This is a genomic window from Novosphingobium sp. BL-S-20, assembly GCF_055521635.1.
Map to the genome: position 1 here is coordinate 1067922 of NZ_CM145493.1, position 24533 is coordinate 1092454.

The 24533-nt window shown below is 64.4% G+C and carries 23 protein-coding genes; 15 read left to right on the forward strand and 8 right to left on the reverse strand.

Annotation, left to right across the window (positions count from 1 at the left end; genetic code table 11):
- Positions 1 to 79 precede the first annotated feature (79 nt).
- Both yaaA and ACZ1II_RS04605 read left to right on the forward strand, forming a co-directional pair.
- On the forward strand, positions 80 to 832 hold the full coding sequence (gene yaaA / locus ACZ1II_RS04600; RefSeq protein WP_465143239.1) for a peroxide stress protein YaaA: 753 nt from the start codon (positions 80 to 82) through the stop codon (positions 830 to 832).
- Positions 829 to 1539 carry an SDR family NAD(P)-dependent oxidoreductase gene (locus ACZ1II_RS04605; protein WP_465143240.1) on the forward strand — a complete coding sequence of 237 codons (711 nt, stop codon included), beginning with the start codon at positions 829 to 831 and terminating at the stop codon, positions 1537 to 1539. Before yaaA ends, ACZ1II_RS04605 begins: the two co-directional genes overlap by 4 nt.
- Positions 1540 to 1554: 15 nt before the next feature.
- Here the strand turns inward: ACZ1II_RS04605 and ACZ1II_RS04610 are convergent, their stop codons facing one another.
- Positions 1555 to 1818, reverse strand: a complete 264-nt coding sequence (locus ACZ1II_RS04610) for a DUF6356 family protein (protein WP_465143241.1) — start codon at positions 1816 to 1818, stop codon at positions 1555 to 1557.
- Positions 1819 to 1844: 26 nt separating this feature from the next.
- A complete protein-coding gene (locus ACZ1II_RS04615) occupies positions 1845 to 2078 on the reverse strand; it encodes a hypothetical protein (RefSeq protein WP_465143242.1) in 234 nt (77 codons plus the stop codon).
- 57 nt (positions 2079 to 2135) lie between these two features.
- Here ACZ1II_RS04615 and ACZ1II_RS04620 point away from each other — a divergent pair, with 57 nt between their 5' ends.
- The 3 genes from ACZ1II_RS04620 (at position 2136) to ACZ1II_RS04630 (ending at position 6082) form a co-directional block, all read left to right on the forward strand.
- Positions 2136 to 2351 carry a hypothetical protein gene (locus ACZ1II_RS04620; RefSeq protein WP_465143243.1) on the forward strand — a complete coding sequence of 72 codons (216 nt, stop codon included), beginning with the start codon at positions 2136 to 2138 and terminating at the stop codon, positions 2349 to 2351.
- A gap of 102 nt (positions 2352 to 2453) precedes the next feature.
- A complete protein-coding gene (locus ACZ1II_RS04625) occupies positions 2454 to 3737 on the forward strand; it encodes a cystathionine gamma-synthase family protein (protein WP_465143244.1) in 1284 nt (427 codons plus the stop codon).
- A 104-nt stretch (positions 3738 to 3841) separates the two neighbouring features.
- A complete protein-coding gene (locus ACZ1II_RS04630) occupies positions 3842 to 6082 on the forward strand; it encodes a fused MFS/spermidine synthase (RefSeq protein WP_465143245.1) in 2241 nt (746 codons plus the stop codon).
- Between the two features lie 18 nt (positions 6083 to 6100).
- On the opposite strand, the gene ACZ1II_RS04635 is transcribed toward ACZ1II_RS04630, so the two are convergent.
- Together ACZ1II_RS04635 and ACZ1II_RS04640 are read right to left on the reverse strand one after the other, a co-directional pair.
- On the reverse strand, positions 6101 to 6367 hold the full coding sequence (locus tag ACZ1II_RS04635; protein WP_465143246.1) for a hypothetical protein: 267 nt from the start codon (positions 6365 to 6367) through the stop codon (positions 6101 to 6103).
- A 162-nt stretch (positions 6368 to 6529) separates the two neighbouring features.
- A complete protein-coding gene (locus ACZ1II_RS04640; RefSeq protein WP_465143247.1) occupies positions 6530 to 7216 on the reverse strand; it encodes a TetR/AcrR family transcriptional regulator in 687 nt (228 codons plus the stop codon).
- Between the two features lie 32 nt (positions 7217 to 7248).
- Here ACZ1II_RS04640 and ACZ1II_RS04645 point away from each other — a divergent pair, with 32 nt between their 5' ends.
- From ACZ1II_RS04645 to ACZ1II_RS04655, 3 genes are read left to right on the forward strand one after another with little or no spacing between them, the layout of a single operon-like run.
- Positions 7249 to 8436 carry an efflux RND transporter periplasmic adaptor subunit gene (locus ACZ1II_RS04645; protein ID WP_465143248.1) on the forward strand — a complete coding sequence of 396 codons (1188 nt, stop codon included), beginning with the start codon at positions 7249 to 7251 and terminating at the stop codon, positions 8434 to 8436.
- A 6-nt stretch (positions 8437 to 8442) separates the two neighbouring features.
- A complete protein-coding gene (locus ACZ1II_RS04650; RefSeq protein WP_465143249.1) occupies positions 8443 to 11634 on the forward strand; it encodes an efflux RND transporter permease subunit in 3192 nt (1063 codons plus the stop codon).
- Positions 11635 to 11636: 2 nt separating this feature from the next.
- Positions 11637 to 13100, forward strand: coding sequence for an efflux transporter outer membrane subunit (locus tag ACZ1II_RS04655; RefSeq protein WP_465143250.1), 1464 nt, complete (start codon positions 11637 to 11639; stop codon positions 13098 to 13100).
- A 95-nt stretch (positions 13101 to 13195) separates the two neighbouring features.
- Here ACZ1II_RS04655 and ACZ1II_RS04660 read toward each other — a convergent pair whose 3' ends face one another.
- Both ACZ1II_RS04660 and ACZ1II_RS04665 read right to left on the reverse strand, forming a co-directional pair.
- On the reverse strand, positions 13196 to 13657 hold the full coding sequence (locus ACZ1II_RS04660; protein WP_465143251.1) for an EF-hand domain-containing protein: 462 nt from the start codon (positions 13655 to 13657) through the stop codon (positions 13196 to 13198).
- Positions 13658 to 13668: 11 nt separating this feature from the next.
- Positions 13669 to 14472, reverse strand: coding sequence for a DUF4198 domain-containing protein (locus ACZ1II_RS04665; protein WP_465143252.1), 804 nt, complete (start codon positions 14470 to 14472; stop codon positions 13669 to 13671).
- Between the two features lie 166 nt (positions 14473 to 14638).
- On the opposite strand from ACZ1II_RS04665, the gene ACZ1II_RS04670 reads away from it, so the two are divergent.
- The 7 genes from ACZ1II_RS04670 (at position 14639) to ACZ1II_RS04700 (ending at position 21280) form a co-directional block, all read left to right on the forward strand.
- Positions 14639 to 15358, forward strand: a complete 720-nt coding sequence (locus ACZ1II_RS04670; RefSeq protein ID WP_465143253.1) for a 2OG-Fe(II) oxygenase — start codon at positions 14639 to 14641, stop codon at positions 15356 to 15358.
- On the forward strand, positions 15345 to 15989 hold the full coding sequence (alkB, locus tag ACZ1II_RS04675; protein ID WP_465143254.1) for a DNA oxidative demethylase AlkB: 645 nt from the start codon (positions 15345 to 15347) through the stop codon (positions 15987 to 15989). The genes ACZ1II_RS04670 and alkB overlap by 14 nt, the downstream gene beginning before the upstream one ends.
- Entirely contained in the window at positions 15986 to 16537 is a 552-nt protein-coding gene (locus ACZ1II_RS04680) for a DNA-3-methyladenine glycosylase I (RefSeq protein WP_465143255.1), read from the forward strand. Before alkB ends, ACZ1II_RS04680 begins: the two co-directional genes overlap by 4 nt.
- Positions 16538 to 16604: 67 nt before the next feature.
- Complete coding sequence (locus tag ACZ1II_RS04685; RefSeq protein WP_465143256.1) at positions 16605 to 18746, forward strand: S9 family peptidase; 2142 nt, start codon at positions 16605 to 16607, stop codon at positions 18744 to 18746.
- Between the two features lie 98 nt (positions 18747 to 18844).
- Positions 18845 to 19189, forward strand: coding sequence for a DNA-directed RNA polymerase subunit omega (gene rpoZ / locus ACZ1II_RS04690; RefSeq protein ID WP_465143257.1), 345 nt, complete (start codon positions 18845 to 18847; stop codon positions 19187 to 19189).
- A gap of 222 nt (positions 19190 to 19411) precedes the next feature.
- Positions 19412 to 20182, forward strand: coding sequence for a ParA family protein (locus tag ACZ1II_RS04695; protein ID WP_465144530.1), 771 nt, complete (start codon positions 19412 to 19414; stop codon positions 20180 to 20182).
- 57 nt (positions 20183 to 20239) lie between these two features.
- Complete coding sequence (locus ACZ1II_RS04700; RefSeq protein ID WP_465143258.1) at positions 20240 to 21280, forward strand: DUF3667 domain-containing protein; 1041 nt, start codon at positions 20240 to 20242, stop codon at positions 21278 to 21280.
- On the opposite strand, the gene ACZ1II_RS04705 is transcribed toward ACZ1II_RS04700, so the two are convergent.
- Together ACZ1II_RS04705 and ACZ1II_RS04710 are read right to left on the reverse strand one after the other, a co-directional pair.
- Complete coding sequence (locus ACZ1II_RS04705) at positions 21270 to 21680, reverse strand: hypothetical protein (protein ID WP_465143259.1); 411 nt, start codon at positions 21678 to 21680, stop codon at positions 21270 to 21272. The genes ACZ1II_RS04700 and ACZ1II_RS04705 overlap by 11 nt on opposite strands.
- A gap of 129 nt (positions 21681 to 21809) precedes the next feature.
- A complete protein-coding gene (locus ACZ1II_RS04710) occupies positions 21810 to 24398 on the reverse strand; it encodes a TonB-dependent receptor (protein WP_465143260.1) in 2589 nt (862 codons plus the stop codon).
- Positions 24399 to 24533: the final 135 nt, after the last annotated feature.

Sequence of the window (24533 nt, forward strand, 5' to 3'; positions counted from 1 at the left end):
CCCGTCCTGCCGTCGACGCAGCTCGGGCCGATGGGGAGACGGTTTGACGCCGCCTCCGGCTCTCGCTACCGCGGCGGCGATGATCGTTCTCCTGTCCCCTGCGAAGACGCTCGATTTCGAGCGGGTTCTGCCGCCTCTTGATGTTTCCACACCGCATTTCGCGGAAGAAGCGGCCAGTCTCGCGCGTTCTGCCGCGAACCTGACCCAGAAGCGATTGTCGGAGCTGATGCATATCTCTCCGCGCCTCGCCAAGCTGAATGCAGACCGTTTTCGTGACTTTCCCGAACTGCCCGAGCGGGCGGCGCTCTTCGCTTTCGCGGGCGACGTCTATACCGGTCTAGAAGCGCATACGCTGGACGAGGCAGGCGTGGCTTTCGCGCAGGACCATGTGCGGATGCTCTCGGGACTCTATGGCTTGCTGAAGCCGCTCGATGCGATCCGGCCCTACCGGCTGGAAATGGGTACGCGCTGGGCGCCCCGGCACAAGAGCCTGACCGACTGGTGGGGTGATCGCATCGCCGCCTTCCTGCGCGCCCAGCTTGCCGAAGAGGGATCGGGCGTGATCCTCAACCTCGCCAGCCAGGAATATTACGCTGCCGTCGCCGGAAAGTTGCCTGGCGTTCGGGTGATCGACGTGGACTTCCGCGAACCCGGTCCGAACGGCCCGCGCTTCATCAGCTTCAACGCCAAGCGCGCGCGCGGCATGATGGCGCGCTGGATGTGCGAGCATCACGTCACCGATATCGAGGCGATGCGCGGTTTCGACAGTGACGGCTATCGCTTCGATCCCGAGGCCAGCGAACCCGACCGCTGGCGGTTCACCCGCGCATGAGCGGTGCGGGCCGATCGTCTGCCGTTATCATCGGAGCCTCCGGTGGGATCGGCGGGGCGTTCGAGGCGGCGCTGATCGAGGAGGGCGCTTTCGACGTCGTCCATGGCTTTGCACGGTCGCGCAGCGGGGCGCAGCATCTCGATCTGCTGGATGAGGCAAGTATCGAAGCTGCCGCTGCGCAGGTCGCCAAGGGGCCGCCGCCAACGCTGGTGATCGTGGCGACTGGGCTGCTTCACGAGGGCGCGTCAGGCCCCGAAAAGGCGCTGCGCGATCTCGATCCGGTCTGGCTGGCGAAAGTCCATGCCGTCAACGCGATCGGACCGGCGCTTGTGGCGAAGCATTTTCTGCCGATCATGCCGCGAACCGGCAGGGCGGTTTTCGCGGCGCTTTCGGCGCGGGTAGGATCGATTGCCGACAATCGCCTCGGTGGGTGGCACGGTTATCGGGCTTCGAAGGCAGCACTCAACATGATCGTGCGCAATCTGGCGATCGAGGAGCGTCGCCGAAACGACCGGGCGATCGTGGTTGCCCTGCATCCCGGCACCGTCGATACCGCGCTGTCGCGCCCGTTTCAGGGCAATGTACAGGCCGGGCGTCTGTTCGACGCCGAGCGCGCGGCGCTGCAACTGCTCGACGTGATAGAGGACCTGAAAGTCTCCGACAGCGGCAAGCTGTTTGATTTCGAGGGCAAGGAAATTCCGTTTTAACGCAACTTCCCGGCGTCAGATTTCGTATTCCGGTTGCCACTGTCCGACAGTTATTGTCTCCGCTCTTGCCGCGCCGGACTGGCGGCGCGTCATCTCGCCGTGAAGCTTGCGGATCATGTCGCTCCCCGCATGGGTAAGCAGGCCGGGCACGAACCCGTGGATGATCGTGCCGATCCCGGCAACGATCATCCTCAGGCCGAAGCTGCTGGCGACCACCCAATGCTGCGTGTAGCTTTCATCCACGGTTCGAGGATGGTCGACGAAAAGTCGGTTGAACATCGTGGTCGCTCCAGCTTTGGAGGAAATCAGGCTGTCGGCGGATAGGGATGGCGACCGAAGACCCAGCGGGTTTCGGGGCCGCCCTGGCCATCGAGCAGTAGCACTTTGGCTTCGTGGCCCTTCATGCCGACCTGATGCGCGGCATCGATCGCACGGTTGAGCGCAGCGCGCTGGGTTTCGAAGGCGGCCAGGAAAACCCCGTGCAGGCTCACTGCCCAGTCGAGGCCTTTGCGGACGACGTGAAAATCGCTTTGAGGCATGGGTCCGTACTCCCCTTCTTTCCTTGGTGACGATCCCGGCCGCGAGGCGAGGAATCGATGGCTTCCAATCAGAGTGCTCTTGGCGTTGACGATCTTGAATGCGGGATTCTCGATCCGGTATTCTCAACCTATTTAATTGACAAACTCCGTCAAGTGCAAAATATCGGGGCGGGTATGGAAGGGCGGCGAATGGGTTCGTCGATGCGACGGAACGGTTGCGAGCGGCAAGCCATGTCAGCTTCCGGTCATGAAGTGTTGGGTCTATCAGATTGAAATCGATGGGATATCGAAATATTTCCGGGCATCTTTCCACTTCCGTCCCGCGCGATTTGGCGTAACCTGCCGTTATCATGGTCCTATCTTTGGGAGATGGAAATGACTGCACCGCGCGAAAGCAAGACGGCTATCGGTGACCACAAGTTGCACCCCGACACGCTGATGCTGAACTACGGTTATGACCCGTTCCTCTCGGAAGGCGCGGTGAAGCCGCCGGTCTTCCTCACTTCGACTTTCGTGTTCCCGACGGCGGAAGAAGGACGCGATTTCTTCGACTATGTTGCGGGCCGCAAGGAGCCGCCGCCGGGGCAGGGGCGGGGCCTCGTCTATTCGCGCTTCAACCACCCCAACAGCGAGATCGTCGAGGATCGCATGGCGGTCTATGAGGACGCGGAGGCTGGCGTCGTCTTTTCGTCGGGCATGGGCGCGATCACCACGACGATCCTGACATTCGCGCGCCCCGGCGATGTCATCCTGCATTCGCAGCCGCTCTACGGCGGCACCGAGACATTGCTGGCGAAGACCTTCGCCAACCTCGGCATCAAGGCCGTCGGCTTCAGCGACGGGCTTGATGAAGAGGCCGTCCTGACTGCCGCGAAGGCTGCTGCTGCGCAGGGACGGATTTCGCTCGTGCTGATCGAGACGCCTGCCAATCCCACCAACAGTCTCGTCGATATCCGCCTGTTGAAGCGCGTCTGCGATGCCATCGGCGAAGAGCAGGGGCATCGTCCGCTGCTGGTCTGCGACAATACGCTGCTCGGTCCGGTATTCCAGCATCCGCTGCGGCTCGGGGCCGATATCTCGCTCTATTCGCTGACGAAATATGTCGGCGGGCATTCGGATTTGGTTGCCGGGGCGGCGCTGGGGTCGGCCAAACTGATGCGCGAGGTGCGCCTGCTGCGCAGCGCGATCGGCACGCAGCTCGATCCCCATAGTTGCTGGATGCTTGGCAGGTCGCTGGAAACGCTGGGTCTGCGGATGGAGCGGGCCAATGCCAATGCGGCAGCTGCGGCCGAGTTCCTCCAGGCCCATCCCAAAGTCGAGCGGGTCGCCTATCCGCCGTTCTATCCGGCAGGCTCGCGCGAAGCGGACGTGTTCGCGGCTCAGTCGACCGGGGCCGGATCGACGTTTTCCTTCGATATCGTCGGCGGTCAGCCAGCGGCATTCCGGTTTCTCAATGCGCTGCAGATCTTCAAGCTGGCGGTCAGTCTTGGCGGCACCGAGTCGCTGGCCAGCCATCCCGCGACGACGACCCATTCCGGGGTTCCCGCCGAAGTCCGCGACCGGATCGGCGTGCTGCAATCGACCATCCGCCTGTCGATCGGCATCGAGCATCCCGACGACATCGTCGCCGATCTCGCCCAGGCCCTGGAAGCCAGTTGAATTCGGGCCAGTTGGACCCTGAACGCCGGGTCGGGACGCTTTATCCCGCCGTCCTCGTCGGATAGAGGTGCCGTCGCATAGTAGCGGACGATTCTGGATGACGGGTGAAGGTTGACGTGAGACCCGGCGGAGCCGCGCGCGGCCTGTTCGTCGCGACCATTCTCGTGGGCAGCTTTCTGCTGTTCCTCGTGCAGCCGATGGTGGCGCGCATGGCGCTGCCCCGGCTGGGCGGCGCGCCTAACGTGTGGAACAGCGCGATGCTGGTTTACCAGGCGCTGCTTCTGGCGGGTTACGCCTATGCCCATCTGCTCGGGCGATGGTCGGTGCGGCGGCAGGCGGTGGTCCACTTGCTGGTTCTGCTGGTGGCCGGGGCGACGCTGCCCGTGGGTCTGTCCTCCATCGCACAACCTGCAGGTCTGCCCGAAGCCCTGTGGGTGCCGCTGCTTCTGGGGCTGAGTATCGGTCCGGTGTTCTTTGCCGTTTCCGGGCAGGCGCCGCTGATGCAGCGATGGTTCGCTGCCGATCCCGCCGCGGGCCAGCCCTGGGCGCTCTACGCAGCATCCAATCTCGGCAGTTTCGCAGGGTTGCTCGCTTATCCGTTACTGGCAGAGCCGTTCCTCAGTTTGCGGCTGCAAAGCCTGACCTGGTCGGCGGGCTTCGCATTGCTCGTGCTATTGGTCGCGCTCGCCGCGGGTTCCCGCCGCAACCTCACTGAGGCCTCGGTCGTCGTGGCGGAGAAGGACGAGGCCGAACCGATCGGTTGGCGCCGCATGGCGGTCTGGCTGCTGCTTTCCGCCGTGCCTTCGGGGCTAATGCTCTCGACGACCACCCATCTCACTACCGATATCTTCGCGATGCCCTTGCTTTGGGTCATTCCGCTGGGGCTCTATCTGCTGAGTTTCGTCGTCGCCTTTGCCGACCGGCGCGGCGCATGCATCGCCGTGACCCGTATCGCGCCGGTCGTTGTGCTTTTCGCAGGCAGCTATGCGATGCTGTCCAACGGATCGGGTACGCTGTGGGTCGCCGGGGGCGCCTGCCTCATGCTGTTCTCTATCGCGACGGCGCTGCACGGGCGGCTCTACGATCTGCGACCGGGCGCGGCGCACCTGACGCACTTCTATCTGGTAATGTCGGCAGGCGGCGCACTGGGCGGACTGTTTACCGCGCTGATTGCGCCGTTGGTGTTCGACTGGGCCTGGGAGCATCCGCTGCTGGTCCTCGCCGCCGCCTTGCTCATGCCGCTGACACCGCTGCTGCGCTGGCATGAGAACGAGGGCATCGAACCCGGCATGGCCCGCATCGCGCTGGTGTTGCTGCTGGTTTTCGCGGCCTTTCTCGGATGGCAGCTCGACCAATATGCCCTGCGCCCGCAAGACGGGCTTGCGGCGGTTCTACTTACCGTCTTCCTGGTTGCGACCGGTGTCATGCTCATGGCCTGGCGCGCGGGTTTCGTCCTGGTGCTGGCGGTGGCCATGATCGCGCAGGGCGGGATATGGACGATCCGCGCGACCCTGGCGGGCGAGCGGACCCGCAGCTACTTCGGTATCTATACCGTACGCGATACCGCCGAGGGCACCCTGCGAACCCTCGCACACGGTACCACGCTGCATGGCGAGCAGTCTTTGCAACCCGGCCGATCGCGCGATGCGCTGACTTATTACGGGCCTACCTCCGGTGTCGCTCTTGCTCTCAAGGCTGCGCCCCGGATCGAGGGTGCCGGAGCGCGTATCGGCGTCGTCGGCCTCGGTACCGGCTCGCTTGCCTGCCAGTCAGCGCCGGGACAGCACTGGACCTTCTTCGAGATCGACCCGGTCATCCTCCGTTTCTCGACGAGCGGGCGCTTCACCTTCCTGCGCGATTGCACGCCGGATGCCCGCGTGGTCCTGGGGGATGCGCGGCTGGAGCTGGCGCGGCTACCCGCAGATACGTTCGACGTGCTGGTGATCGATGCCTTTTCGAGCGATGCGATCCCGGTGCACCTGCTGACGACGGAGGCCCTGCAGATCTATTCCAGGGCGCTTGCGCCGCGGGGCCTGATGCTGCTGCATATTTCCAACCGCTATATCGACCTTGCTCCGGTCGTCGGCATCAATGCGAGGGTTAGCGGGCTGGCGGCGATCTCGCGTCTCGATCAGCCGCGCGATACCGACAATTATACGCCTTCGCGCTGGATTGCCCTTTCGCGAGACCCGTCCGTGCTGGCGCAACTGGTCCGGCAGAGCCGCGACATGCCATGGACCACGCTCGAACAAGACCGCGCAAAGCCATGGGCCAAACCCTGGACCGACGATCATGCATCGATCCTGCCTTATGTTCGATGGGACCGCCTGCTCGGCAGTCCCTGATCCGGCGCTTGCAGGCGCTCAGTTCATGCGGTGGTGGCGGTGCTTGCCGCCGTATTTCTTGCCGCAGAACCGTTCGAGTTCGCGCATTTCCGTTGCAGCCGCCGAGGCCAGGGCGCTGGCGCAAGGCAGGTTGGCTTCCGCATCGGCGATCCTCGCCTCGACCTTTTCCCGCAGCTCTTCGATGTCGGCGCGGGTCAGAACGTTCTTCTCTCGCAAGTAGCAGATCAGGCTCTGCAGAAGGATCATGGCCTTCTCGCCCGAGTCCACTTCATTCTTCTCGATCATATCTCGATCCTCCGGCGCGACTTCGCTCGATCATCGCACCGGCATCAGAATGATACGGAACCCAACGGCTGTCCAGCCTTCTGCGTAACAATAGTGCGTCAATCTCGCCTTATGGAGAGGTCTGGCGTTACAAATTGCCGCAGTGCAGCAATGGTCTGCGCATCATGGCGTCAATTCGGCCATTTCCTTGCGCAGGATCGAGATCATGTGGTCCCTGATCGGCCCGTGTTTCTTGTGCGGGGAAAGCTCCATCATCGCCATCATGCCCCAGGAAAGCATGAAGATCAGGTCGATGATGATCGAACGGCGATCGATTGACGCTTCGGGCGACAGGGACTCGAGTGCAGCGTTCAGGCGCGAGCGTACCCGTTCGTCTGCCTTGCTGTTGAGTTCCGCAATGATCGGGTTGCGGCCCACCTCGGCGAGGAGTTCCGTCATGAGCCGGCGATCCTCGATGGTCGGTTCCTCCGAGCAGATGCGTTCGATCCACGCCCGGATGGCGACGACGTTTCGGTTCGCGACAGCCTTGTCCAATTCGTCCTCGTCCAGCCAGACGTTGAGATTGGCTTCGCAAATGGCTGCGATGATGGCTTCCTTGTTCGCGAAATCCCGGTAGATTTGCCCGACCTTGATCCCGGAGGCGAGTGCGATCTGTGCCATGCCCGTGCGATGAAAGCCCTGTTCCACGAAGAGCTTCCTGGCCGTGTCCAGCAGGTGCTGGCGGCGCACGACGGACCGTGCCGCGCGCGAGCGGTCCATGATCGGTTCGTCCTGCATTGCAGCCTCCTTGCCTTGCATTCGTTGTTGCGACGCAATAAACATCGCGCGAATCAATGAGTGAACATTCACTCACGTTTTAACTCTCTTTGCGAGCGTGTTCCATGAAAAAGATCACACCGGCTCTGGCCTTGCTACTGTCCGCCTGTGGCGGTGGAGGCGAGCAGCAGGCTCCTGCTGGCCCCCCCGAGGTCGGAGTCGTGACCGTGAAGGAAGGCGCCGTGACGCTGAGTTCGGAACTTCCTGGCCGGACTACCGCCTATGAAACCGCCGATGTCCGTCCGCAGGTGAACGGGCTCATCCTGCAGCGCCTGTTCCAGGAAGGCGACATGGTGCGGGCGGGACAGCCGCTCTATCGCATCGATCCCTCGCCTTACGAGGCCCAGGTCGCCAGCGCGCGCGCCGCGCTCGTCCGTGCGCGGGCCAATATCGCGAACACCGCCGCTCTGGCCCGTCGCTATGGCGAACTGGTGAAGATCAATGCGATTTCGCGCCAGGAAGCGGAAAACGCCGTCGCTAGCGCCGCACAGGCGCGGGCCGATGTCGCGGCTCAGGAAGCCGCGCTGCGCAGCGCCCAGATCGACCTTGGCCGTACCACCGTCCGCGCGCCGATTTCGGGCCGCATCGGCCGTTCGACGTTCACGGTCGGCGCTCTCGTATCGACTTCGCAGACCGACGCCCTGACCGTGATCCAGCGGCTCGATCCGATCTTCGTGGATCTCCAGCAGTCGAGCGCCGAAGTGCTCCGCCTGCGTCAGGAAATGCTGTCGGGCGCGATATCTCAGGATGGCGGCGCCGCCCGCGTACGCCTGAAGCTGGAGGACGGCACGGCTTACGGCGAGGAAGGCAGGCTCAAGTTCACCGACGTGACCGTCGATCCTTCCACCGGAAGCCAGGTGGTCCGCGTCGAATTCGGCAATGCGCGCGGCCTGCTGCTGCCGGGCATGTACGTTCGCGCCGAACTGGTCGAGGGCACCAAGAGCAACGGCATCCTCGTGCCGCAATCGGCGGTCAGCCGCGATGAAAAGGGCAATCCGACGACGCTCGTGGTCGGCGCCGGCAGCAAGCTGGAAGTGCGCAAGCTTACCGCTCCACGAACGGTCGGCACGAACTGGCTGGTGACCGACGGTCTGAAGCCGGGCGACAAGGTCGTCGTCGACGGCGCGCAGATGCTTCGCCCCGGCATGCCGGTGAAGCCGGTCGCGGCGCAGGCCGCAAAGCCCGCCGCAGGCACGCCTGCCCAGCAGGGCCAGGCTGCCGGACAGGGCCAAGCTGCCGGACAGGGTCAGTAACCGATCATGGCACGTTATTTCATCGACAGGCCCATCTTCGCATGGGTCATCGCCATCGTGCTGATGATGTTCGGCGCGCTGGCGATCCGCAGCCTGCCGGTCTCGCAGTTCCCCGAGATCGCGCCGCCCACCGTGACGATCAGCGCGACCTATCCGGGCGCCGATGCGGAAACGCTGGAGCGCACGACCACGCAGATCATCGAGCAGCAGCTCAAGGGCATCGACCACTTGCGCTACTTCTCGGCGCAATCGTCCTCGGCGGGCAACGTCACGATCACCCTGACCTTCGAGCAGGGCACCGATCCCGACATCGCGCAGGTCCAGGTGCAGAACAAGCTGCAGGCGGCCACCGCGCTCTTGCCGCAGGAAGTCCAGCGCCAAGGCGTCACCGTGGCCAAGTCGGCGGCGAGCTTCCTGCTCGTCGCGGCGATCTATTCGCAGGACGGCAGCCATAGCGCCAACGACCTGTCCGACTATATTGTCAGCCAGGTGCAGGACCCGGTCAGCCGCATCAACGGCGTAGGCGAACTCCAGATCTTCGGCACCCAGTACGCCATGCGCATCTGGGTCGATCCGCTGAAGCTGCGCAGCTACAACCTGACCATTTCCGATGTCACCACCGCGGTCCAGGCGCAGAACGCGCAGGTCTCGGCAGGTCAGATCGGGCAGCTTCCCGCATCCAAGGAGCAGGAACTCAACGCGACCGTTTCGGTCCAGTCCCGCCTCCAGACCCCCGAGCAGTTCGGCAATATCCGCCTGCGCCAGGGCCAGAACGGTGCGGTCGTGCACTTGCGCGACGTCGCCCGCGTCGAACTCGGCGCGGAAATCTACGGCTTCGAAACCCAGTACAACGGCAAGCCCGCCTCGGGCTTCGGCGTCAGGCTGGCTTCGGGCGCCAATGCGCTCGACACCGTCGACCTCGTGAAGGCCGAAGTCGAACGCATCGCCAAGAACTTCCCGCAGGACGTGAAGGTCGTCTATCCTTACGACTCCACGCCGTTCGTCCGCCTTTCGGTCGAACAGGTCGTGCACACGCTGGTCGAAGCGGTCGTGCTCGTCTTCCTCGTCATGTTCCTGTTCCTCCAGAACTGGCGCGCGACGATCATTCCGACGATCGCGGTTCCGGTCGTGCTGCTCGGCACCTTCGGGGTCATGCAGGCGCTCGGCTATTCCATCAACACGCTCACCCTGTTCGGCATGGTGCTGGCGATCGGCCTGCTGGTCGATGACGCCATCGTCGTGGTCGAGAACGTCGAACGCCTGATCCAGACGGAGCATCTCAAGCCGAGGGAAGCAGCACGAAAGTCGATGGACGAGATCAGCGGCGCGCTGATCGGCATCGGCATGGTGCTGTCCGCGGTGTTCCTGCCGATGGCCTTCTTCGGCGGCTCCACCGGCGTGATCTATCGTCAGTTCTCGATCACGATCGTCTCGTCGATGGCGCTCTCGGTCATGGTCGCCCTGATCCTGACCCCGGCGCTCTGCGCCACGATCCTCAAGCCGCACGATCCGACCAAGCATGAAGGCAACGGGCTGCTCACCCGTTTCTTCCGCTGGTTCAACGAGAAGTTCGACCTCGGTACGCGCAAGTACGAGAAGGGCGTTCGCAGTTCCGCGCGCAACTGGAAGCGGTCGGGCGTGGTCTACCTGCTGATCGTGGGCGCGATGGCGCTGATCTTCTGGCGCCTGCCGAGCGGCTTCCTTCCCGACGAGGACCAGGGCACGATGTTCGCGCTCGTCCAGGCGCCTCCGGGAGCCACGCTGCCGCGCACCCAGCGCGGTCTGGACGTCGTTCGCGACTACTTCCTCAAGGACGAGAAGGCGAACGTGGAGTCCGTCTTCACCATCAGCGGCTTCTCGTTCAACGGCCAGGGTCAGAACGCGGGTCTTGCCTTCGTCAAGCTGAAGGATTGGAAGGACCGCAGCGGCGCCGCAAACCGTGCGCCGGCCATCGTCGGCCGCGCCATGGGCACGTTCTCCAAGTACCGTGATGCGATGATCTTCGCACTGGTGCCGCCGGCGGTGCAGGAGCTGGGAAATGCGACCGGCTTCGACCTCTGGCTCGTGGACCAGAACAACATCGGCCACGACAAGCTGATCGCCGCGCGCAACCAGCTTCTGGGCCTTGCCGCCCAGGACAAGAGCGTGGCGCAGGTCCGTCCGGTCAGCCTCGACGATGCACCGCAGCTCGACGTCAACATCGATCAGGACAAGGCGGGCGCGCTCGGCCTCGACCTGAGCGCGGTGAACAGCGAGATATCGACCGCCTGGGGCAGTGCCTACGTCAACGACTTCCTCGATCGCGGGCGCACCAAGCGCGTCTATATCCAGGCGGACGAGCAGTATCGCTCCTCGCCCCAGGCGATCGAGAACTTCTACGCACGCGGCAGCGACGGGCAGATGGCTCCCTTCGGCGCCTTCTCGACCCTTTCGTGGAAGCTGGCTCCTGTCATCCTCACCCGCTACAACGGCCGTCCTGCCGTGCAGCTTCAGGGTGCGCCGGGCGCGGGCGTCAGCACCGGCGCGGCGATGGAAGCCATCACCGAGATGCAGCAGAAGCTGCCGCCGGGCACGGCGCTGGAATGGACGGGCCTCTCTTATGAAGAGCGTCTCTCCGGCGGCCAGGCTCCGGCACTTTACGCCCTCTCGCTCTTCGTGGTGTTCCTCTGCCTTGCAGCACTCTACGAAAGCTGGTCGGTGCCGATCGCGGTCATCCTGGTGGTTCCGCTTGGCGTCATCGGTGCCGTGCTCGCCGCCAAGCTCACCGGGCTCAACAACGACATCTACCTCCAGGTGGGCCTGATCACGACGATCGGCGTCTCGGCCAAGAACGCGATCCTGATCGTCGAATTCGCCGAGGAGCGCGTCCAGTCCGGCATGAATGCCTTCAACGCGGCCATCGAGGCGGCAAGGCTGCGCCTTCGTCCGATCCTGATGACCTCGCTGGCCTTCGTGTTCGGCGTGCTGCCGCTGGCGGTCTCGACCGGCGCGGGCGCAGGCGGGCAGAACGCCATCGGCCGCGCGGTCGTGGGCGGCATGCTTTCGGCCACGATCTTCGCGATCTTCCTGGTCCCGATGTTCTTCGTGGTCGTCAGCCGTCTGTTCAAGCACGGCCAGACCGACCGGTATGAGGGTCAGGAAACCGATGGCGAGGCCGGTCCTCGCTCCTCCGACGGCACCGAGCCGCAGGGAATCTGAACATGAAAAAATCCCTTATCGCCCTGATCGCCGGCACGACGATGCTGGCCGGGTGCAACCTCGCGCCGCGTTACGAGCGGCCGGTCGGCGCCGTGCCTGCGGCCTTGCCGCAGGGCGGGGTTTACCCGGCGGCGGCAACCGATGCCGTCGACGTCAGCCGTATCGGCTGGCAGGACTTCTTCCTCGATCCCCGCCTGCGGCAGGTGATCGAGACCGGCCTTGCCAACAACCGCGACCTTCGGGTCGCGGCGGCCAACGTGCTCCAGGCGCGCTCGCAGCTGAAAGTGCAGCGTTCCGCGCTGTTCCCGACGGTGAACGCGGGCGGGACGGCGACTTACACCAACAACATCATGGGCGCCGGGGGCGGCGCAGGCACCGGCAGCGTCTCCTCGGATCTCGAGATATATCAGGCGACGGCGGGAATATCCTCGTTCGAACTCGACCTGTTCGGCCGCATCCGCAACCTGACGCGGGCCGCGCAGGAGCAGGTCTTCGCCAGTGATGAAGCGCAGCGCTCGACGCGGATCAGCCTGATCGCGGAAATCGCGACGGCCTGGCTGACCCTGGCCTCGGATAACGAGCAACTGCGCCTCTCGCGCGAAACGCTCCGGACTTTCGAGGATACGCTACGCCTGACGAAGGAGCAGTTCCGCATCGGCGTCGGTTCCGAACTGGAAGTGCGACAGGCCGATACCAACTACCAGAATGCGGTGAACGACATTGCCACGCTGGAAGCCAGCGTCGCTCTCGATCAGAATGCGCTCAACCTGCTGGTCGGCACCACGGTGCCGCAGGATCAGTTGCCGACCGGACTTGCCGCCGAAGCGGTGACGCGCGATGCCTTGCCGTCGGACGTTTCCTCCGACGTGCTGCTACGCCGTCCGGACGTGTTGCGGGCGGAACATCTGCTCATTGCCGAAAACGCCAATATCGGCGCGGCGCGCGCGGCGTTCTTCCCGACGATCTCGTTGACCGGCACGGTGGGAACCCTGAGCACGGCGCTGTCCGGGCTCTTCAAGTCGGGGTCCTACACTTACACGGCATCGCCGGGCCTTTCGCTGCCGCTGTTCGACGGCGGTCAGCGCTCGGGCAATCTGGCCTATGCGAAGGCCTCGCAGCAGGCCGCCGTGGCGACTTACGAGAAGGCGATCCAGACGGCCTTCCGCGAAGTGGCCGATGCGCTCGCGCAGCGGGGCAAGATCGGAGAACGGGTCGAGGCACAGACCAACCGGGCCGAATCCGCAAAGGTCGCGGCGCGCCTGTCGGATGCCCGTTTCAAGGCAGGGGTGGATTCTTTCCTGACCTCGCTCGATGCCCAGCGCACGGCCTATGCCGCCGAGCAGCAACTGGTCACGACGCGCCTTGCAAGGGCGAGCAATCTGGTGGAACTGTACCGCTCGCTCGGCGGTGGTCTTGCCGACCCGCAAGGTGCCCCAGCGGCACAGGGTTCAGCACAGGTCAACTGATCGGCGCTTTTTCCGGGGAACGGGCGAGGGGAGTTTTTCCCTGCCGTTCCCCGGAAAATCCAATGAAGGCTTGCCCCCTTCTGCGGGGGAGAAGGTTATTCGTCGTCCTTCGCCGGTACGTCGTCAGCCGAGACGAAACCGTCATGATTGGTATCGTGGCGCAGGAACATGCCCCAGCCGGTGGCGGCGAACTCGGCGCGGGTGATGCCGCCGCTCTTGTCGCTGTCGAGCACGCCGAAGCGCACTTCGGCCTGTCGCATCTGGCGGGTGCGCTGCTCGGCACGCTCGCTTTCGGGGCGCTGCGCCAGTTCACGTTCCAGACGCTCGCGATAGTCGCCGACATATTCGTCGTGCGAGAGGACGCCGTCGCGATTGCGGTCCATCCGGTCGAACTCGGCATCGCGGCCGCGCTGGAACTCGTCCTTGCCGACCTTGCCGTCGCCGTCGAGGTCCTGCTCCCTGATGAAAGTCGCAAGATCGTGGGAGGCGGCATGGGCTGCCGTGGTTCCGGCGCCGATCGCGGCCAGCAGGGACATCGCGCAAAGTGCGGACTTCATGGTATTTTTCCTCATTTCGAAACGGAATAGCTCAGGGAATACGTGTAGCTCCGCGCCGGCAGGCCGTTTGCGGCATCCACGCGGTGGCGCGTCATCGCAAAGTAGAGCCCCGGTTCGGGCGCGGTGATGGTGAAGCGGCCGCGCGCATCGCTGGTGACGAGCGGCAGGCGCGTGTTCTCCACCTCGCCCGCCCGCGCCTGTTCGACTTCGACGTCGGCATTGGCGAGCGGCTTGCCGTCGAACAGAAGTTCGAATTCGGCAGGCTGGCCTGCGTGGATCAGCGAGGGGTGGGTGATCGCGCGATATTCGATACCCTTGCCGGATGGCGCGAGCGCGGCCTGATCAGGCTTTCCGCGTGTCACGAACGTCTCCGCCTTGGTCACGCTCTGCATGTCGACCGGCGTGACGCCGGCGGGGAGGGGGCGGCGCGGATCGATGAATTCCCAGTTGCCGTCGATGAGCGCGGCCTTGGCGACCCGCCCCTGCCGCTCGCCGCTGGTCAGGCGATACGTGCCGTCGGCCGGGAGCGGGGCTTCCAGGATCGTGAGATCGCGCAGCGCCACCGGCTTCAGCGGCACGGCCTTTCCGTCCGGCCCGACGAGGTGGAAGTCGTCCGACTGCATGGCGATCGTCGGCACGAAGACATGTTCGCTGAACGAGGCTTCGACGGTAACATGGTCGTCCTTGTCGAGGTTGAAGCCGTTGGGCAGCAGGTAAGGCGAATGGGCCGCTGCCGGTGCGGCTGTCACGAGAGCAATGACGGGAATGGCAGCGAGGGTGGCGGTCATGAGGCCGAGGTGTCTGGTGCGAGTCATCGGGTCTTTCTCGATGGATGGGCGTACTCGTCCTTGGGCATATAAACTAATGCGAATCAATAGCGATAATTGCAACGATGCCTGTTCGCTGCCTTGCCGGTGAGAGCTAGGTTTGATCGCAAGGATCGGGGCGCTATCGCAGGGTGCTTGCGATAGGCCGCCGGTGATGACCCAGAACGAAGACGAAATGCCCGCTGTTGCGGGACAGGATTGGCCGGAAATCGCGGCCCAGCTCGACAGGGAGGGCTGGGCGCTCCTACCGGGCCTGCTGGGGCATGGGCAATGCGATGCGGTTTGCGGGCTTTACGCCCCGACAGACATGTTCCGCAGCCAGGTTCACATGGCCCGCCACGGTTTCGGACAGGGCGAGTATCGCTATTTCGCCTATCCGCTGCCCGATGTGGTCCAGTCGCTGCGCACGGCGCTCTATTCCCGTCTCGCGCCGATCGCGAACCGCTGGCATGAGCGCATGGACATGGCGGCCCGTTTTCCGGCGAATCATGCCGAGTTCCTCGACCGCAGCCATGCTGCCGGACAGCGACGGCCGACGCCGCTGCTGCTCCAGTACGGTCCCGGAGACTACAACTGCCTGCATCAGGACCTCTATGGCGAGCATGTCTTCCCCTTGCAGGTGGCGGTCCTGCTTTCGCAGCCGGGAGTGGATTTCACTGGCGGCGAGTTCGTCTTGACCGAGCAGCGCCCGCGCATGCAGTCGCGGCCTATCGTCGTGCCGTTGGCCAAGGGCGACGGCGTGGTCTTTGCGGTCAACCAGCGGCCGCAGCGCGGATCGCGGGGCGACTACCGCGTCGCCATGCGGCACGGGGTGTCGCGGCTTCGCTCGGGCAGGCGCCATGTTCTGGGGGTAATCTTCCATGATGCAGCCTGACATGTTCGCCTGCGCTCGCAGCGAAGTCGCGCTGGGGCCGGGCGCGATCCTGCTCGGCGGTTTCGCGCTGGATGATGCTGACGCATTGCTCGCCGAGATACCGCCGCTCGCGGCGATCTCGCCGTTCCGCCATATGACGACCCGCAGCGGCGGCCGACTTTCGGTGGCGATGTTCAACTGCGGAGAGACGGGCTGGGTCAGCGACGATAAGGGCTATCGCTATCAGTCCACCGATCCGGAGACGGGAAATTCCTGGCCCGCGCTGCCGCCGCGCTTCCTCGATCTGGCGGCGCGCGCGGCGGCTGCCGCGGGCTATCCGAGCTTCGTGCCGGACGCCTGCCTCGTCAATCGCTATGACACACAAACGCGCCTCTCGCTGCATCAGGACATGGACGAGCGTGACCACGATGCGCCGATCGTCTCGGTTTCGCTGGGGCTATCGGCCACGTTCCTCTGGGGCGGAAAGGCGCGAAGCGACCGCCCCCGTCGCCATCATGTTCACCATGGCGACGTGGTGGTCTGGGGAGGCCCGTCGCGCATGGTCTTCCATGGGGTGGACAGTGTCGAGAAGGGTACGCATCCTGCCACCGGCCCTTGGCGCTACAACCTCACTTTCCGGAAAGCCCGATGACCGAAACGCTATGCCGCTGCCGCTGGTCCGAGGGCGATGCCCGGATGCAGGCCTATCATGACGACGAATGGGGCGTTCCCGTCCGCGATTCCCGCGCGCTCTGGGAAAAGCTGGTGCTGGACACCTTCCAGGCGGGCCTGTCGTGGCGGACGATCCTCCACAAGCGCGATGCTTTCCGTGCGGCTTTCGAGGACTTCGATCCTCATCGCATCGCTGGTTACGGTCCTGCCGAAATCGAACGCCTGATGGGCGATGCGGGAATTGTCCGCGCCCGCGCCAAGATCGAGGCGACCATCCGCAACGCGCAGGGATACCTTGCGATGCAGGAACAGGGCGAGGACTTCGCCGAGTTCGTCTGGTCCTTCGTCGGCGGCGAACCTGCCATGGGCGACGGCACCGGCAGTGCGGCGCGCTCTCCGGCAGGCGATGCCCTGTCGGCGGCGCTCAAACAGCGCGGCTTCGGTTTTGTTGGCCCGGTCGTGGTCCATGCCTGGCTTCAGGCTGTGGGCGTCGTCAACGATCACGAAACGGCCTGTTTCCGCCGCTGATATCGCGTCTTTCCAACCGGGAACGAGCCGGATAGCATCGCGCTTCGATTACGGGGGGATATGGACGATGCGGTCGACGTTTCTTGCGGGCATAACGGTCATGAGCGCGGTGCTGGGAACAGTGCCCGCCTTTGGTGAGAGCGTCCCTTCCGTCAACCTGCCGGCCAGCCCCCCGGTCGCGGCGAGGAAACCCTATCAGGTCCCTTCGCCGAACGGTTCGCGCGAGGACGATTACTACTGGCTGCGCGACGATACCCGCAAGAACGCGGAGATGCTGTCCTACCTCGCAGCCGAGAACGCTTGGACGGATGCGCAGATGGCGCGGCTGAAACCGCTCTCGCACAAGCTGTACGAGGAGACCGTCGCGCATATCAAGCAGGACGACAGTTCGGTTCCCTACGAGGATAACGGCTGGTCCTACGCGCGCCGCTTCGCTGCCGGAGCGGATTATCCGGTGGTCGAGCGCCGCAAGGCGGGGAGCGCCGGTGCATGGGAAGTCCTGTTCGACCAACCGGAGATGGCGCGGGGCCACAATTTCTTCACGCTCGGCGACTATTCCGTCAGCGACGACAACACGAAAGTCGCCTGGGCCGAGGATACCGTCGGGCGGCGGCAATATGTGCTGAAGGTCAAGGACATCGCGACTGGCAAGGTCTTGGCCGATACGATTGCCGACGTGGAACCCAACATCGTGTGGGCCGGGGACGGGCGCACCGTGCTCTATATAGCCAAGGACCCGGTAACTTTGCGCGGCTATCAGGTGAAGGCCCATGTCCTGGGCACCGATGCCGCGGTGGATCGCCTGCTCTACGAGGAGAAGGACGATACCTTCCAGATGGGCATCACCCGTACGCGGGACGGCAAATATGCCTGCATCGTCGTCCAGAGCACGGTCAGCGACGAGCAGCGCTGCGCCGCCGTGGATGCGCTGGACCGCTTCACGGTGATCGCGCCGCGCGAAAAGGAGTTCCGCTACTCGGCCGAACATCTCGGCAAGCGCTGGGTGATCCGCACCAATCGCGGTGCGAAGAACTACAAGCTGGTGAGCCTCGCCGATGCCGACGCCGCCAAGGGCGTGGCCGCGTGGAAGGATGTGACGCCTGGCAGCGACAGCGTCTTCATCGAGGATTTTGCGCCGTTCGAAGGCTTTATCGCCATCGACCAGCGCGAGGGCGGCAATCGCACGATCCGGCTGCTGACCGATGCGGGCAAGTCGATCCCGGTCGGCGCCGACGAACCGGCCTATCGCATGGCGCTCGATATCAACCGGGTGCCGTCCTCACCGTGGGTGCGCTACACTTACGGTTCGCTGGTGACGCCGACCACGACGATCGAGATCAATGCAACGACCGGCGCGAAGCGTGTGCTCAAGGTCACGCCGGTACCGGGCTACGACCCTTCGCGATACGTGACGGAGCGGGTCTGGACGACCGCGCGTGATGGTACCAGAGTGCCGGTTTCGCTGGTCCACGCAAAAGGCGTGAAACGCGACGGCACCGCGCCGCTGTTCCAGTATGCTTATGGCAGCTACGGCTTTTCCACCGATCCGAGCGTCGATCCCTCGCGCATCGGCATGCTCGATCGAGGTGTCGTCTTTGCCATCGCCCATATTCGCGGCGGGCAGGAAATGGGGCGCGGCTGGTATGACGACGGCCACCTGCTGAACAAGAAGAACACTTTCACCGATTTCATCGACGTGACTCGCGACCTCGTGGCGAAAGGCTATGCGGCGAAAGGGCGGGTGGCGGCGATGGGCGGTAGTGCGGGCGGACTGCTGATGGGCGCCGTCGCCAATATGGCGCCGCAGGACTACAAGGCGATCGTCGCGCAAGTGCCGTTCGTGGACGTGGTGACGACGATGCTCGACGCCTCGATCCCGCTCACCACGTTCGAATACGACGAGTGGGGCAATCCGGCCAGCCAGCCCTATTACGATTACATGCTGAGCTATTCGCCCTACGACAACGTGACGGCCAAAGCCTATCCGGCGCTCTTTGTTTCGACAGGGCTGTGGGACAGTCAGGTTCAGTACTACGAACCCGCCAAATGGGTGGCCAAGCTCAGGGCCAGAAAGACCGATGGCAACCCGCTGCTGTTCCGGATCAACATGGAGGCAGGGCATGGCGGCAAATCCGGCCGGTTCGAGCGCTACCGGGATTCGGCGGAATGGGAGGCTTTCGTTCTCGACCAGCTTGGCGCCGCGTCATGACTCTTGCATGCTGACCGACGCGCATTTTCTTGACTCTCGGGAGGGGAGGGCTTATCGGCTCCCGTTTACCGATCCACCAGATTTCATACGGAGTGCCCATGGCGCGCGTTACTGTCGAAGATTGCGTCGACAAGATCCCCAACCGCTTCGACCTGGTCCTGCTGGCCGCACAGCGTGCGCGCGAGATCTCGGGCGGCGCCGAACTCACCCTTGAGCGCGACCGCGACAAGAACCCGGTTGTTGCCCTGCGTGAAATCGCTGAGCAGACCGTGACCCCGACCAACCTCAAGGAAACGCTGGTCACCTCGATGCAGCGCGTCCTGCCGGACGACGACGACGAGATGGACGAAATCGGTTCGCTCAGCCAGTCGGCCGAAGCCCTGCGCATCACCGCTTCGGCGCCCACCCGTAATACCTCGCTGGGTGGCGACTACGACGGCTGATAGCCTGACTTATTGATCCGGTGCGAGCCGGATTGCGGTATCGGCCCGCAGTTCTCTCCGTTTATCGGACAGAGCTGCGGGCCGATACCGTTTTGGGCAGCGACCGAAAGCGGTTCCCGGTTGACGGATCGCGCTCCACCGGCAACGATCCCGCTCGTGGTTGGCAGGAAGCACAAATTACCCCGGATCGCCGGTGGATCGGTTCGCGAGCGCGGACGCCGCGTGGATGAACCGGATGCGGATAGGCAATCCTCCGGCGGGGCCACGATTGCGATCTACAGCGTCAAGGGCGGGGTTGGAAAGACGACCTTTGCGGCCAATCTCGCCTGGTGTTCGGCACAAGGCGGCCATCGCACGCTGCTCTGGGATCTCGATGCGGCGGGCGGTTCCGGGTTTCTCTATGGGCTGGAATCCAGCGACAGCGGGTTGGCGGAAGAGGTCTTCTCGCGCGATCGCTCCCCAGCCAGATTGATCCGGTCAACCGCCTGGGAAGGGCTGGACGTTTTGCCTGCGGATGAGAGCATTCGCGCACTCGACGCCCAGTTGATCCGCATCGGCAAGCGGAAGCGGCTGGCGAGATTGACCGAGGAGCTTTCCGGAAACTATGCCCGCATCGTGCTGGATTGCCCGCCGGTGATGAACGAGCTTTCCGCGCAAGTCTTGCGTGCGGCCGATCTGGTGATCGTTCCCCTGCCGCCCTCGCCCCTTTCCGCACGGGCGCTTGACCTGGTGGTTCGGGAAATCGCGGGTAATACGCGGCGTCATCCGCCGATCCTGCCGGTCCTTTCGATGCTCGATTTGCGAAGGGCCTTGCATAAACAGGCGCGTGAGGCCAACCCGAGCTGGCCCTCGGTGCCCTATGCCAGTGCGGTCGAGCAATGCGCCGTGCAGCAGCGGCCGGTCGGCGACCATGCACCGCAAAGTCCGGCAGCGCAGCAGTTCGCGCGGTTGTGGCGCGCCATAGAGGCCAAGCTTGCCGCTCGGGGCGGCTAGCAGGCCTGTTCAGTCGCTGGACAACGCGATAAGTTCCTGCTGCTTCAGGGGGAACGCATGAACGAGATTACTGAAAGTCTGGCCGAAATCGGGCAAGGCGCGCTGGCCGCGAAGGCCGCCGAACCGGAAACGGGCAGCGACGGGCACACGCACGAAACCGCCTGCCTCAATTGCGGCACTTCGCTGGTCGGTTCGCATTGCCATGCTTGCGGACAGGCGGCGCATGTCCATCGCAGCCTCGGCGCGTTCTTTCACGACCTGCTTCACGGCGTGTTCCATTTCGAGGGCAAGATCTGGCGCACGCTGCCGATGTTGGCCTGGCGCCCCGGCCGACTTACGCGCGAATATATCGATGGTCGGCGCGCGAGCTATGTCTCTCCGATCGCGCTCTTCCTGTTCAGCGTCTTCCTGATGTTCGCGACCTTCCATGCCCTTGAAGGCCATGAGAGCGCCGAGGTGCCGGCCGTCCGATCCGGCAATTTCGGGCAGGCGATCGCCGCGAGTGAGAAGGAACTCGCGGCTTTGCAGGCAGAGCGGCAGAAGCTGAAGGACCGGCAAGCCGATACGCAGGCGATCGATAGGCGGATCGACAGCAGGCGGCAGGAAATCGAGGCTTTGAAGGACACCCGGTCCGCCATTGCCGAAAACCTGCCCGATGAGAAGCGCTACAGCGACTTCCACCAGATCGACAAGGCGATCAAGAAATTCAAGAAGAACCCGGAACTCGCCGCTTACAAGCTTCAGACTTATGCCTATAAGTATAGCTGGGCGCTGATCCCGATCTCGGTGCCGTTCCTCTGGCTGCTTTTTCCGTTCAGCCGCCGCTTCCACCTTTACGACCACACGGTCTTCGTTACGTACTCGCTCTGCTTCATGACGATGCTCGTCATTCTCGGTATGGTGCTGGATGCGCTCGGCGCCGCCACCTTGTGGACCGCTCTGTTCTTCGTACCGCCGATCCACATGTACCGGCAATTGCGCGGAGCTTACGGAGTAGGCCGGTTCGGCGCGTTCTGGCGCACCGTCCTGCTGGGCTGGTTCGCTTCGACGGCGCTGGTCATCTTCTTCGTGATGATCATGGCCCAAATCAGCCTTTGACCTTCACCTTGCGTGCTTGCCGAAGGGTAAGGGCGATCATGATCCGGGTCGAACGGATCGCAAGATCGAGCAGGGCGCCGCGTGTCCTGTCGCAGGGCAGCGTGACGGTGCGCAGTTCCGGCCCTTCGAGCAGTGTCAGCATCAATCGCTCGTCGGAGGAGAGGTGCCGGGCTTCGCCCATGCGGAACGGCCGATCGAGCGCGGATTCGAGCAGGAGGCAGAAGCTGTCGAGTACCGGCGCGAGAACGGCGCAGTCGAACAAATCGAGGCGGGTGGCAAGGCTGGGCTGAGTCAGGTGCCCGTCGCTGCGGGCCTCTGTCCAGCAGCGCGCCATGTCGACGAGAACGCTGGGCGGCAGGGTGGCGGGCGGGCCGGACGGGGCGGGAAAGTGAAAGGTCATCGGCGGGCACTCCAGGTCGCGAATAACATGCTAATGAAAATCATTCGCAAATACTAGCCTGAAGTTCATCCGGAACGGCGCTAACACCGCGGCGGCGCGACGATGATCTCCTCGTCGCGCCGCTTGCCGTTACCGCGGCCCGCGCCCCTGGCCGCCCGGCGGCGCCGTGAAGAACAGTTTACGGAACGTGAGTTGGAACGAACGGCCTACCGGGTCGAGGTAGTAAGGCGAATAGGCGAAAGGCGTATCGCCGTTGCCGTCGCGCACCTTCTGGCGGGCGTCGAACAGGTTGGAGACCGAGAAAGTCACGCGCGAGCCGCGTAGGAACGGCATCTTGTCCACCAGCTTGGGCTGCTGGCCGAGATCGGCGAAGAGGCGCAAGTCGAACTTGGCGAAGTCCTCGAAACGCAGCTGTGTCGTCGGGTAGCCGTCCACGCCGTTTACGGTCGTGCCGCTCTGCCAGCTTCCGGTGAAGCGCATGCCGAGCCCGCTCTGCGAATAGCCGGTTTGCAGTTCCAGCTTGTGGCGCGGGGTGCCGCCGCTGCTGGCACCGATCGTACCGCCCTTGAGCAGGTCGATCTCGGGCTGTCCCTCGCGCAGGACCACACGGTCGGAAAAGACCCAGGTGTGGTAGAGCGAGAACGTGAGGCGCCCACCGCGTCCTCCGCCGCCGAAGCCGCCGCCGCCGAAGCCGCCGCCGCCGAAGCCGCGCCCGCCGCCCGGACCGCCACCCGGACCGCCACCGCCGGGACGATCGAAGCCGCCGCCGGGGCCGCCGGCGGGGCTTTCACCGCCTCCAGGATTGCCCGGTGCATTGGCAGAGGTTCCGGCACTGTCAGGTCGAGAACCGGCAGCCTCGCCTTCACTCGGAGGCGGCGGCGGACCACCTTCGCCATCGGGACGACCGGGGAAGCCGTTCGGGAACCGCTTGCGGAAGCTCTCGCGCATGGCGTCGATCTGCGACTGCGGGGTCTTGAGCGACTTCGTGAACGTGATGCCCATGCGCAGCTGGGACTTGTCCTCGCTGGCGATGTTGATCGGCCGCAGGTCGACCGAGACCAGGTCGCCGTCGGCATCGCGCGTGAAGCGTTCCGGGAAAGCGGCAACGACTGCAGGCGTCGCACCGGGCAGGGCGGTAACCTGATTGCGCTGCCAGCTGCGATTGTAGTCGAGATTGAGCGTGATGTTTGGATCGTCGAGGCGGAAAGTGCCGCCCAGGCGGAAGTTGCGCATGCCCGATCCCTTGAGATCGGGATTGCCGCCGGTCAGTGCGGTGACGCGGTACGACTGCCCGCGCGTATAATCGAAGATGTCGACATTGGCGGTGGTGATTACCGCACCGCCGAGTTGGGCCGCGCTGGGCGCGCTCTGGTCGTCGCGATAGCTGGCGATCAGGCTGAACTGGCTGGTCGGGTTCCAGGTGAAACCGCCGCCGAGCGTGCGCAGCGTACCGAAATCGCCGACCTGGCGCACGGCGGCATTGGCGTTGATCGACATCTTTCCGGCGCCGGGGAATAATGGCACCGCGCGGCTGCTGAGCGGGATGTCGATGTTGACCGAGGCCTCGCCCTGGTTGCGGTCGACATTCCTGTATTGCGTCAGGCCTTGCCGGGTGATCTCGCTTTCCGAGCGGTCGAGCGTGCCGCCTACCTTGAAGGTCGTGTTTACCGCACCGGCAGGCAGTTGCAAAGGCGAGGTCGTGGCGATCAGGTTGAGTTCGGCGCTATCGGTAGAATTGCGCGACTGGTTAGCCGACTGGAAGTCGAGGAACTGACCGGCGATCGGCAGTGAGGGATCGGCCAGCGGGTCTCCGGCGGCGACGGCGGCGGCATAGTCGGCAAGGTTCAGCGGGCGCTGCTGGATCGAGCGGGTGTCGCTGTGGTCGTAGTTGCCGGTGACGGTCCACTGCCATTTCCGGGTGGTGCCGTTCAAGGTCAGGCCGAGATGCCCGGTCTGGGTGCTGTTGCTGTTGGTGAGCGGGGAAAGACCGTCGACGGTCGGAAGGAATGTCTCATCCGTCGCGCCGCTTGCATAAGCGCTGCCGCCGGGAATGGTGACGGGGGAAAGCGCGCTGCCGCGTAGGGCCTCGGTATCGGTGGTGGTGACTTCGCCGTTGATCGTGGCCAGCCAGACTTGCGAGAGCGGCTTGGCGTAAGTGCCCGTCAGTGTCAGGGCTTCCGATCCCGAGCGCAAGGTACGGTTGCTGCCGTCGCCGCCGCTCGTGGCAAGGCCGCGCTGGGCTTCCGTGATCGGATTGGCGTGCGAGTAATTGGCATCGATGTTGACCCGTTCGCCGCGGCGGATCGCCAGGAAATCGGCCTTGGGGTTGAGGGTCAGGCCGTCGCCCTTGGTGGTGAGCTTGCCGCCGGTTTCGAGCGTGTAGGCGCGAAAGCGCTGGCGCAGGACGATGTTCACGACCTTCTGCGTTGCTGCATAGCCGTATTTCAGCGCGACTTCCTCGGGCAGGATTTCGACGCGCTGGATCGCTTCGGTGGGGATCGTGCCGACTTCGCGGAAGCTGGCGATGCGGCGCCCTTCGAGCAGGACGACCGGCGAACCGCCGCCCGCGCTTTCGGTCTGCGGCGCGAGTTCCTCAAGCAGTTCGGTGACGCTGGAGACGCCCAGCGCGCGCACGTCGCCGGAGTTGAAGGTCACTTCGGGAGCGATATCGCCGACGACCGAGCCGCGCGGCTTCTGGCCCGAAACGACGATCTCCATTTCTTCGCCGCTATCTTCGGTGGCAGCATGGGTCGTTGTGGTCGTGCCGGTACCTGTGCCGCTCGAAGCCGATTGGGCGTGAACGGTAGCGATAGGCCAGACTGTCAGGGCAGCCGATGCCAAAAGGCCGCAACG

Bases quoted from the DNA above. Each gene is read 5' to 3' on its own strand.
- ACZ1II_RS04610 (WP_465143241.1), bottom strand. From the start codon at position 1,818: ATGTTCAACCGACTTTTCGTCGACCATCCTCGAACCGTGGATGAAAGC.
- rpoZ (WP_465143257.1), top strand. From the start codon at position 18,845: ATGGCGCGCGTTACTGTCGAAGATTGCGTCGACAAGATCCCCAACCGC.
- ACZ1II_RS04625 (WP_465143244.1), top strand. From the start codon at position 2,454: ATGACTGCACCGCGCGAAAGCAAGACGGCTATCGGTGACCACAAGTTG.
- ACZ1II_RS04685 (WP_465143256.1), top strand. From the start codon at position 16,605: ATGCGGTCGACGTTTCTTGCGGGCATAACGGTCATGAGCGCGGTGCTG.
- ACZ1II_RS04620 (WP_465143243.1), top strand. From the start codon at position 2,136: ATGGCTTCCAATCAGAGTGCTCTTGGCGTTGACGATCTTGAATGCGGG.
- ACZ1II_RS04665 (WP_465143252.1), bottom strand. From the start codon at position 14,472: ATGACTCGCACCAGACACCTCGGCCTCATGACCGCCACCCTCGCTGCC.
- ACZ1II_RS04660 (WP_465143251.1), bottom strand. From the start codon at position 13,657: ATGAAGTCCGCACTTTGCGCGATGTCCCTGCTGGCCGCGATCGGCGCC.
- ACZ1II_RS04710 (WP_465143260.1), bottom strand. From the start codon at position 24,398: ATGGAGATCGTCGTTTCGGGCCAGAAGCCGCGCGGCTCGGTCGTCGGC.
- yaaA (WP_465143239.1), top strand. From the start codon at position 80: ATGATCGTTCTCCTGTCCCCTGCGAAGACGCTCGATTTCGAGCGGGTT.
- alkB (WP_465143254.1), top strand. From the start codon at position 15,345: ATGATGCAGCCTGACATGTTCGCCTGCGCTCGCAGCGAAGTCGCGCTG.
- ACZ1II_RS04605 (WP_465143240.1), top strand. From the start codon at position 829: ATGAGCGGTGCGGGCCGATCGTCTGCCGTTATCATCGGAGCCTCCGGT.
- ACZ1II_RS04705 (WP_465143259.1), bottom strand. From the start codon at position 21,680: ATGACCTTTCACTTTCCCGCCCCGTCCGGCCCGCCCGCCACCCTGCCG.
- ACZ1II_RS04645 (WP_465143248.1), top strand. From the start codon at position 7,249: ATGAAAAAGATCACACCGGCTCTGGCCTTGCTACTGTCCGCCTGTGGC.
- ACZ1II_RS04700 (WP_465143258.1), top strand. From the start codon at position 20,240: ATGAACGAGATTACTGAAAGTCTGGCCGAAATCGGGCAAGGCGCGCTG.
- ACZ1II_RS04655 (WP_465143250.1), top strand. From the start codon at position 11,637: ATGAAAAAATCCCTTATCGCCCTGATCGCCGGCACGACGATGCTGGCC.
- ACZ1II_RS04680 (WP_465143255.1), top strand. From the start codon at position 15,986: ATGACCGAAACGCTATGCCGCTGCCGCTGGTCCGAGGGCGATGCCCGG.
- ACZ1II_RS04635 (WP_465143246.1), bottom strand. From the start codon at position 6,367: ATGATCGAGAAGAATGAAGTGGACTCGGGCGAGAAGGCCATGATCCTT.
- ACZ1II_RS04650 (WP_465143249.1), top strand. From the start codon at position 8,443: ATGGCACGTTATTTCATCGACAGGCCCATCTTCGCATGGGTCATCGCC.
- ACZ1II_RS04670 (WP_465143253.1), top strand. From the start codon at position 14,639: ATGACCCAGAACGAAGACGAAATGCCCGCTGTTGCGGGACAGGATTGG.
- ACZ1II_RS04615 (WP_465143242.1), bottom strand. From the start codon at position 2,078: ATGCCTCAAAGCGATTTTCACGTCGTCCGCAAAGGCCTCGACTGGGCA.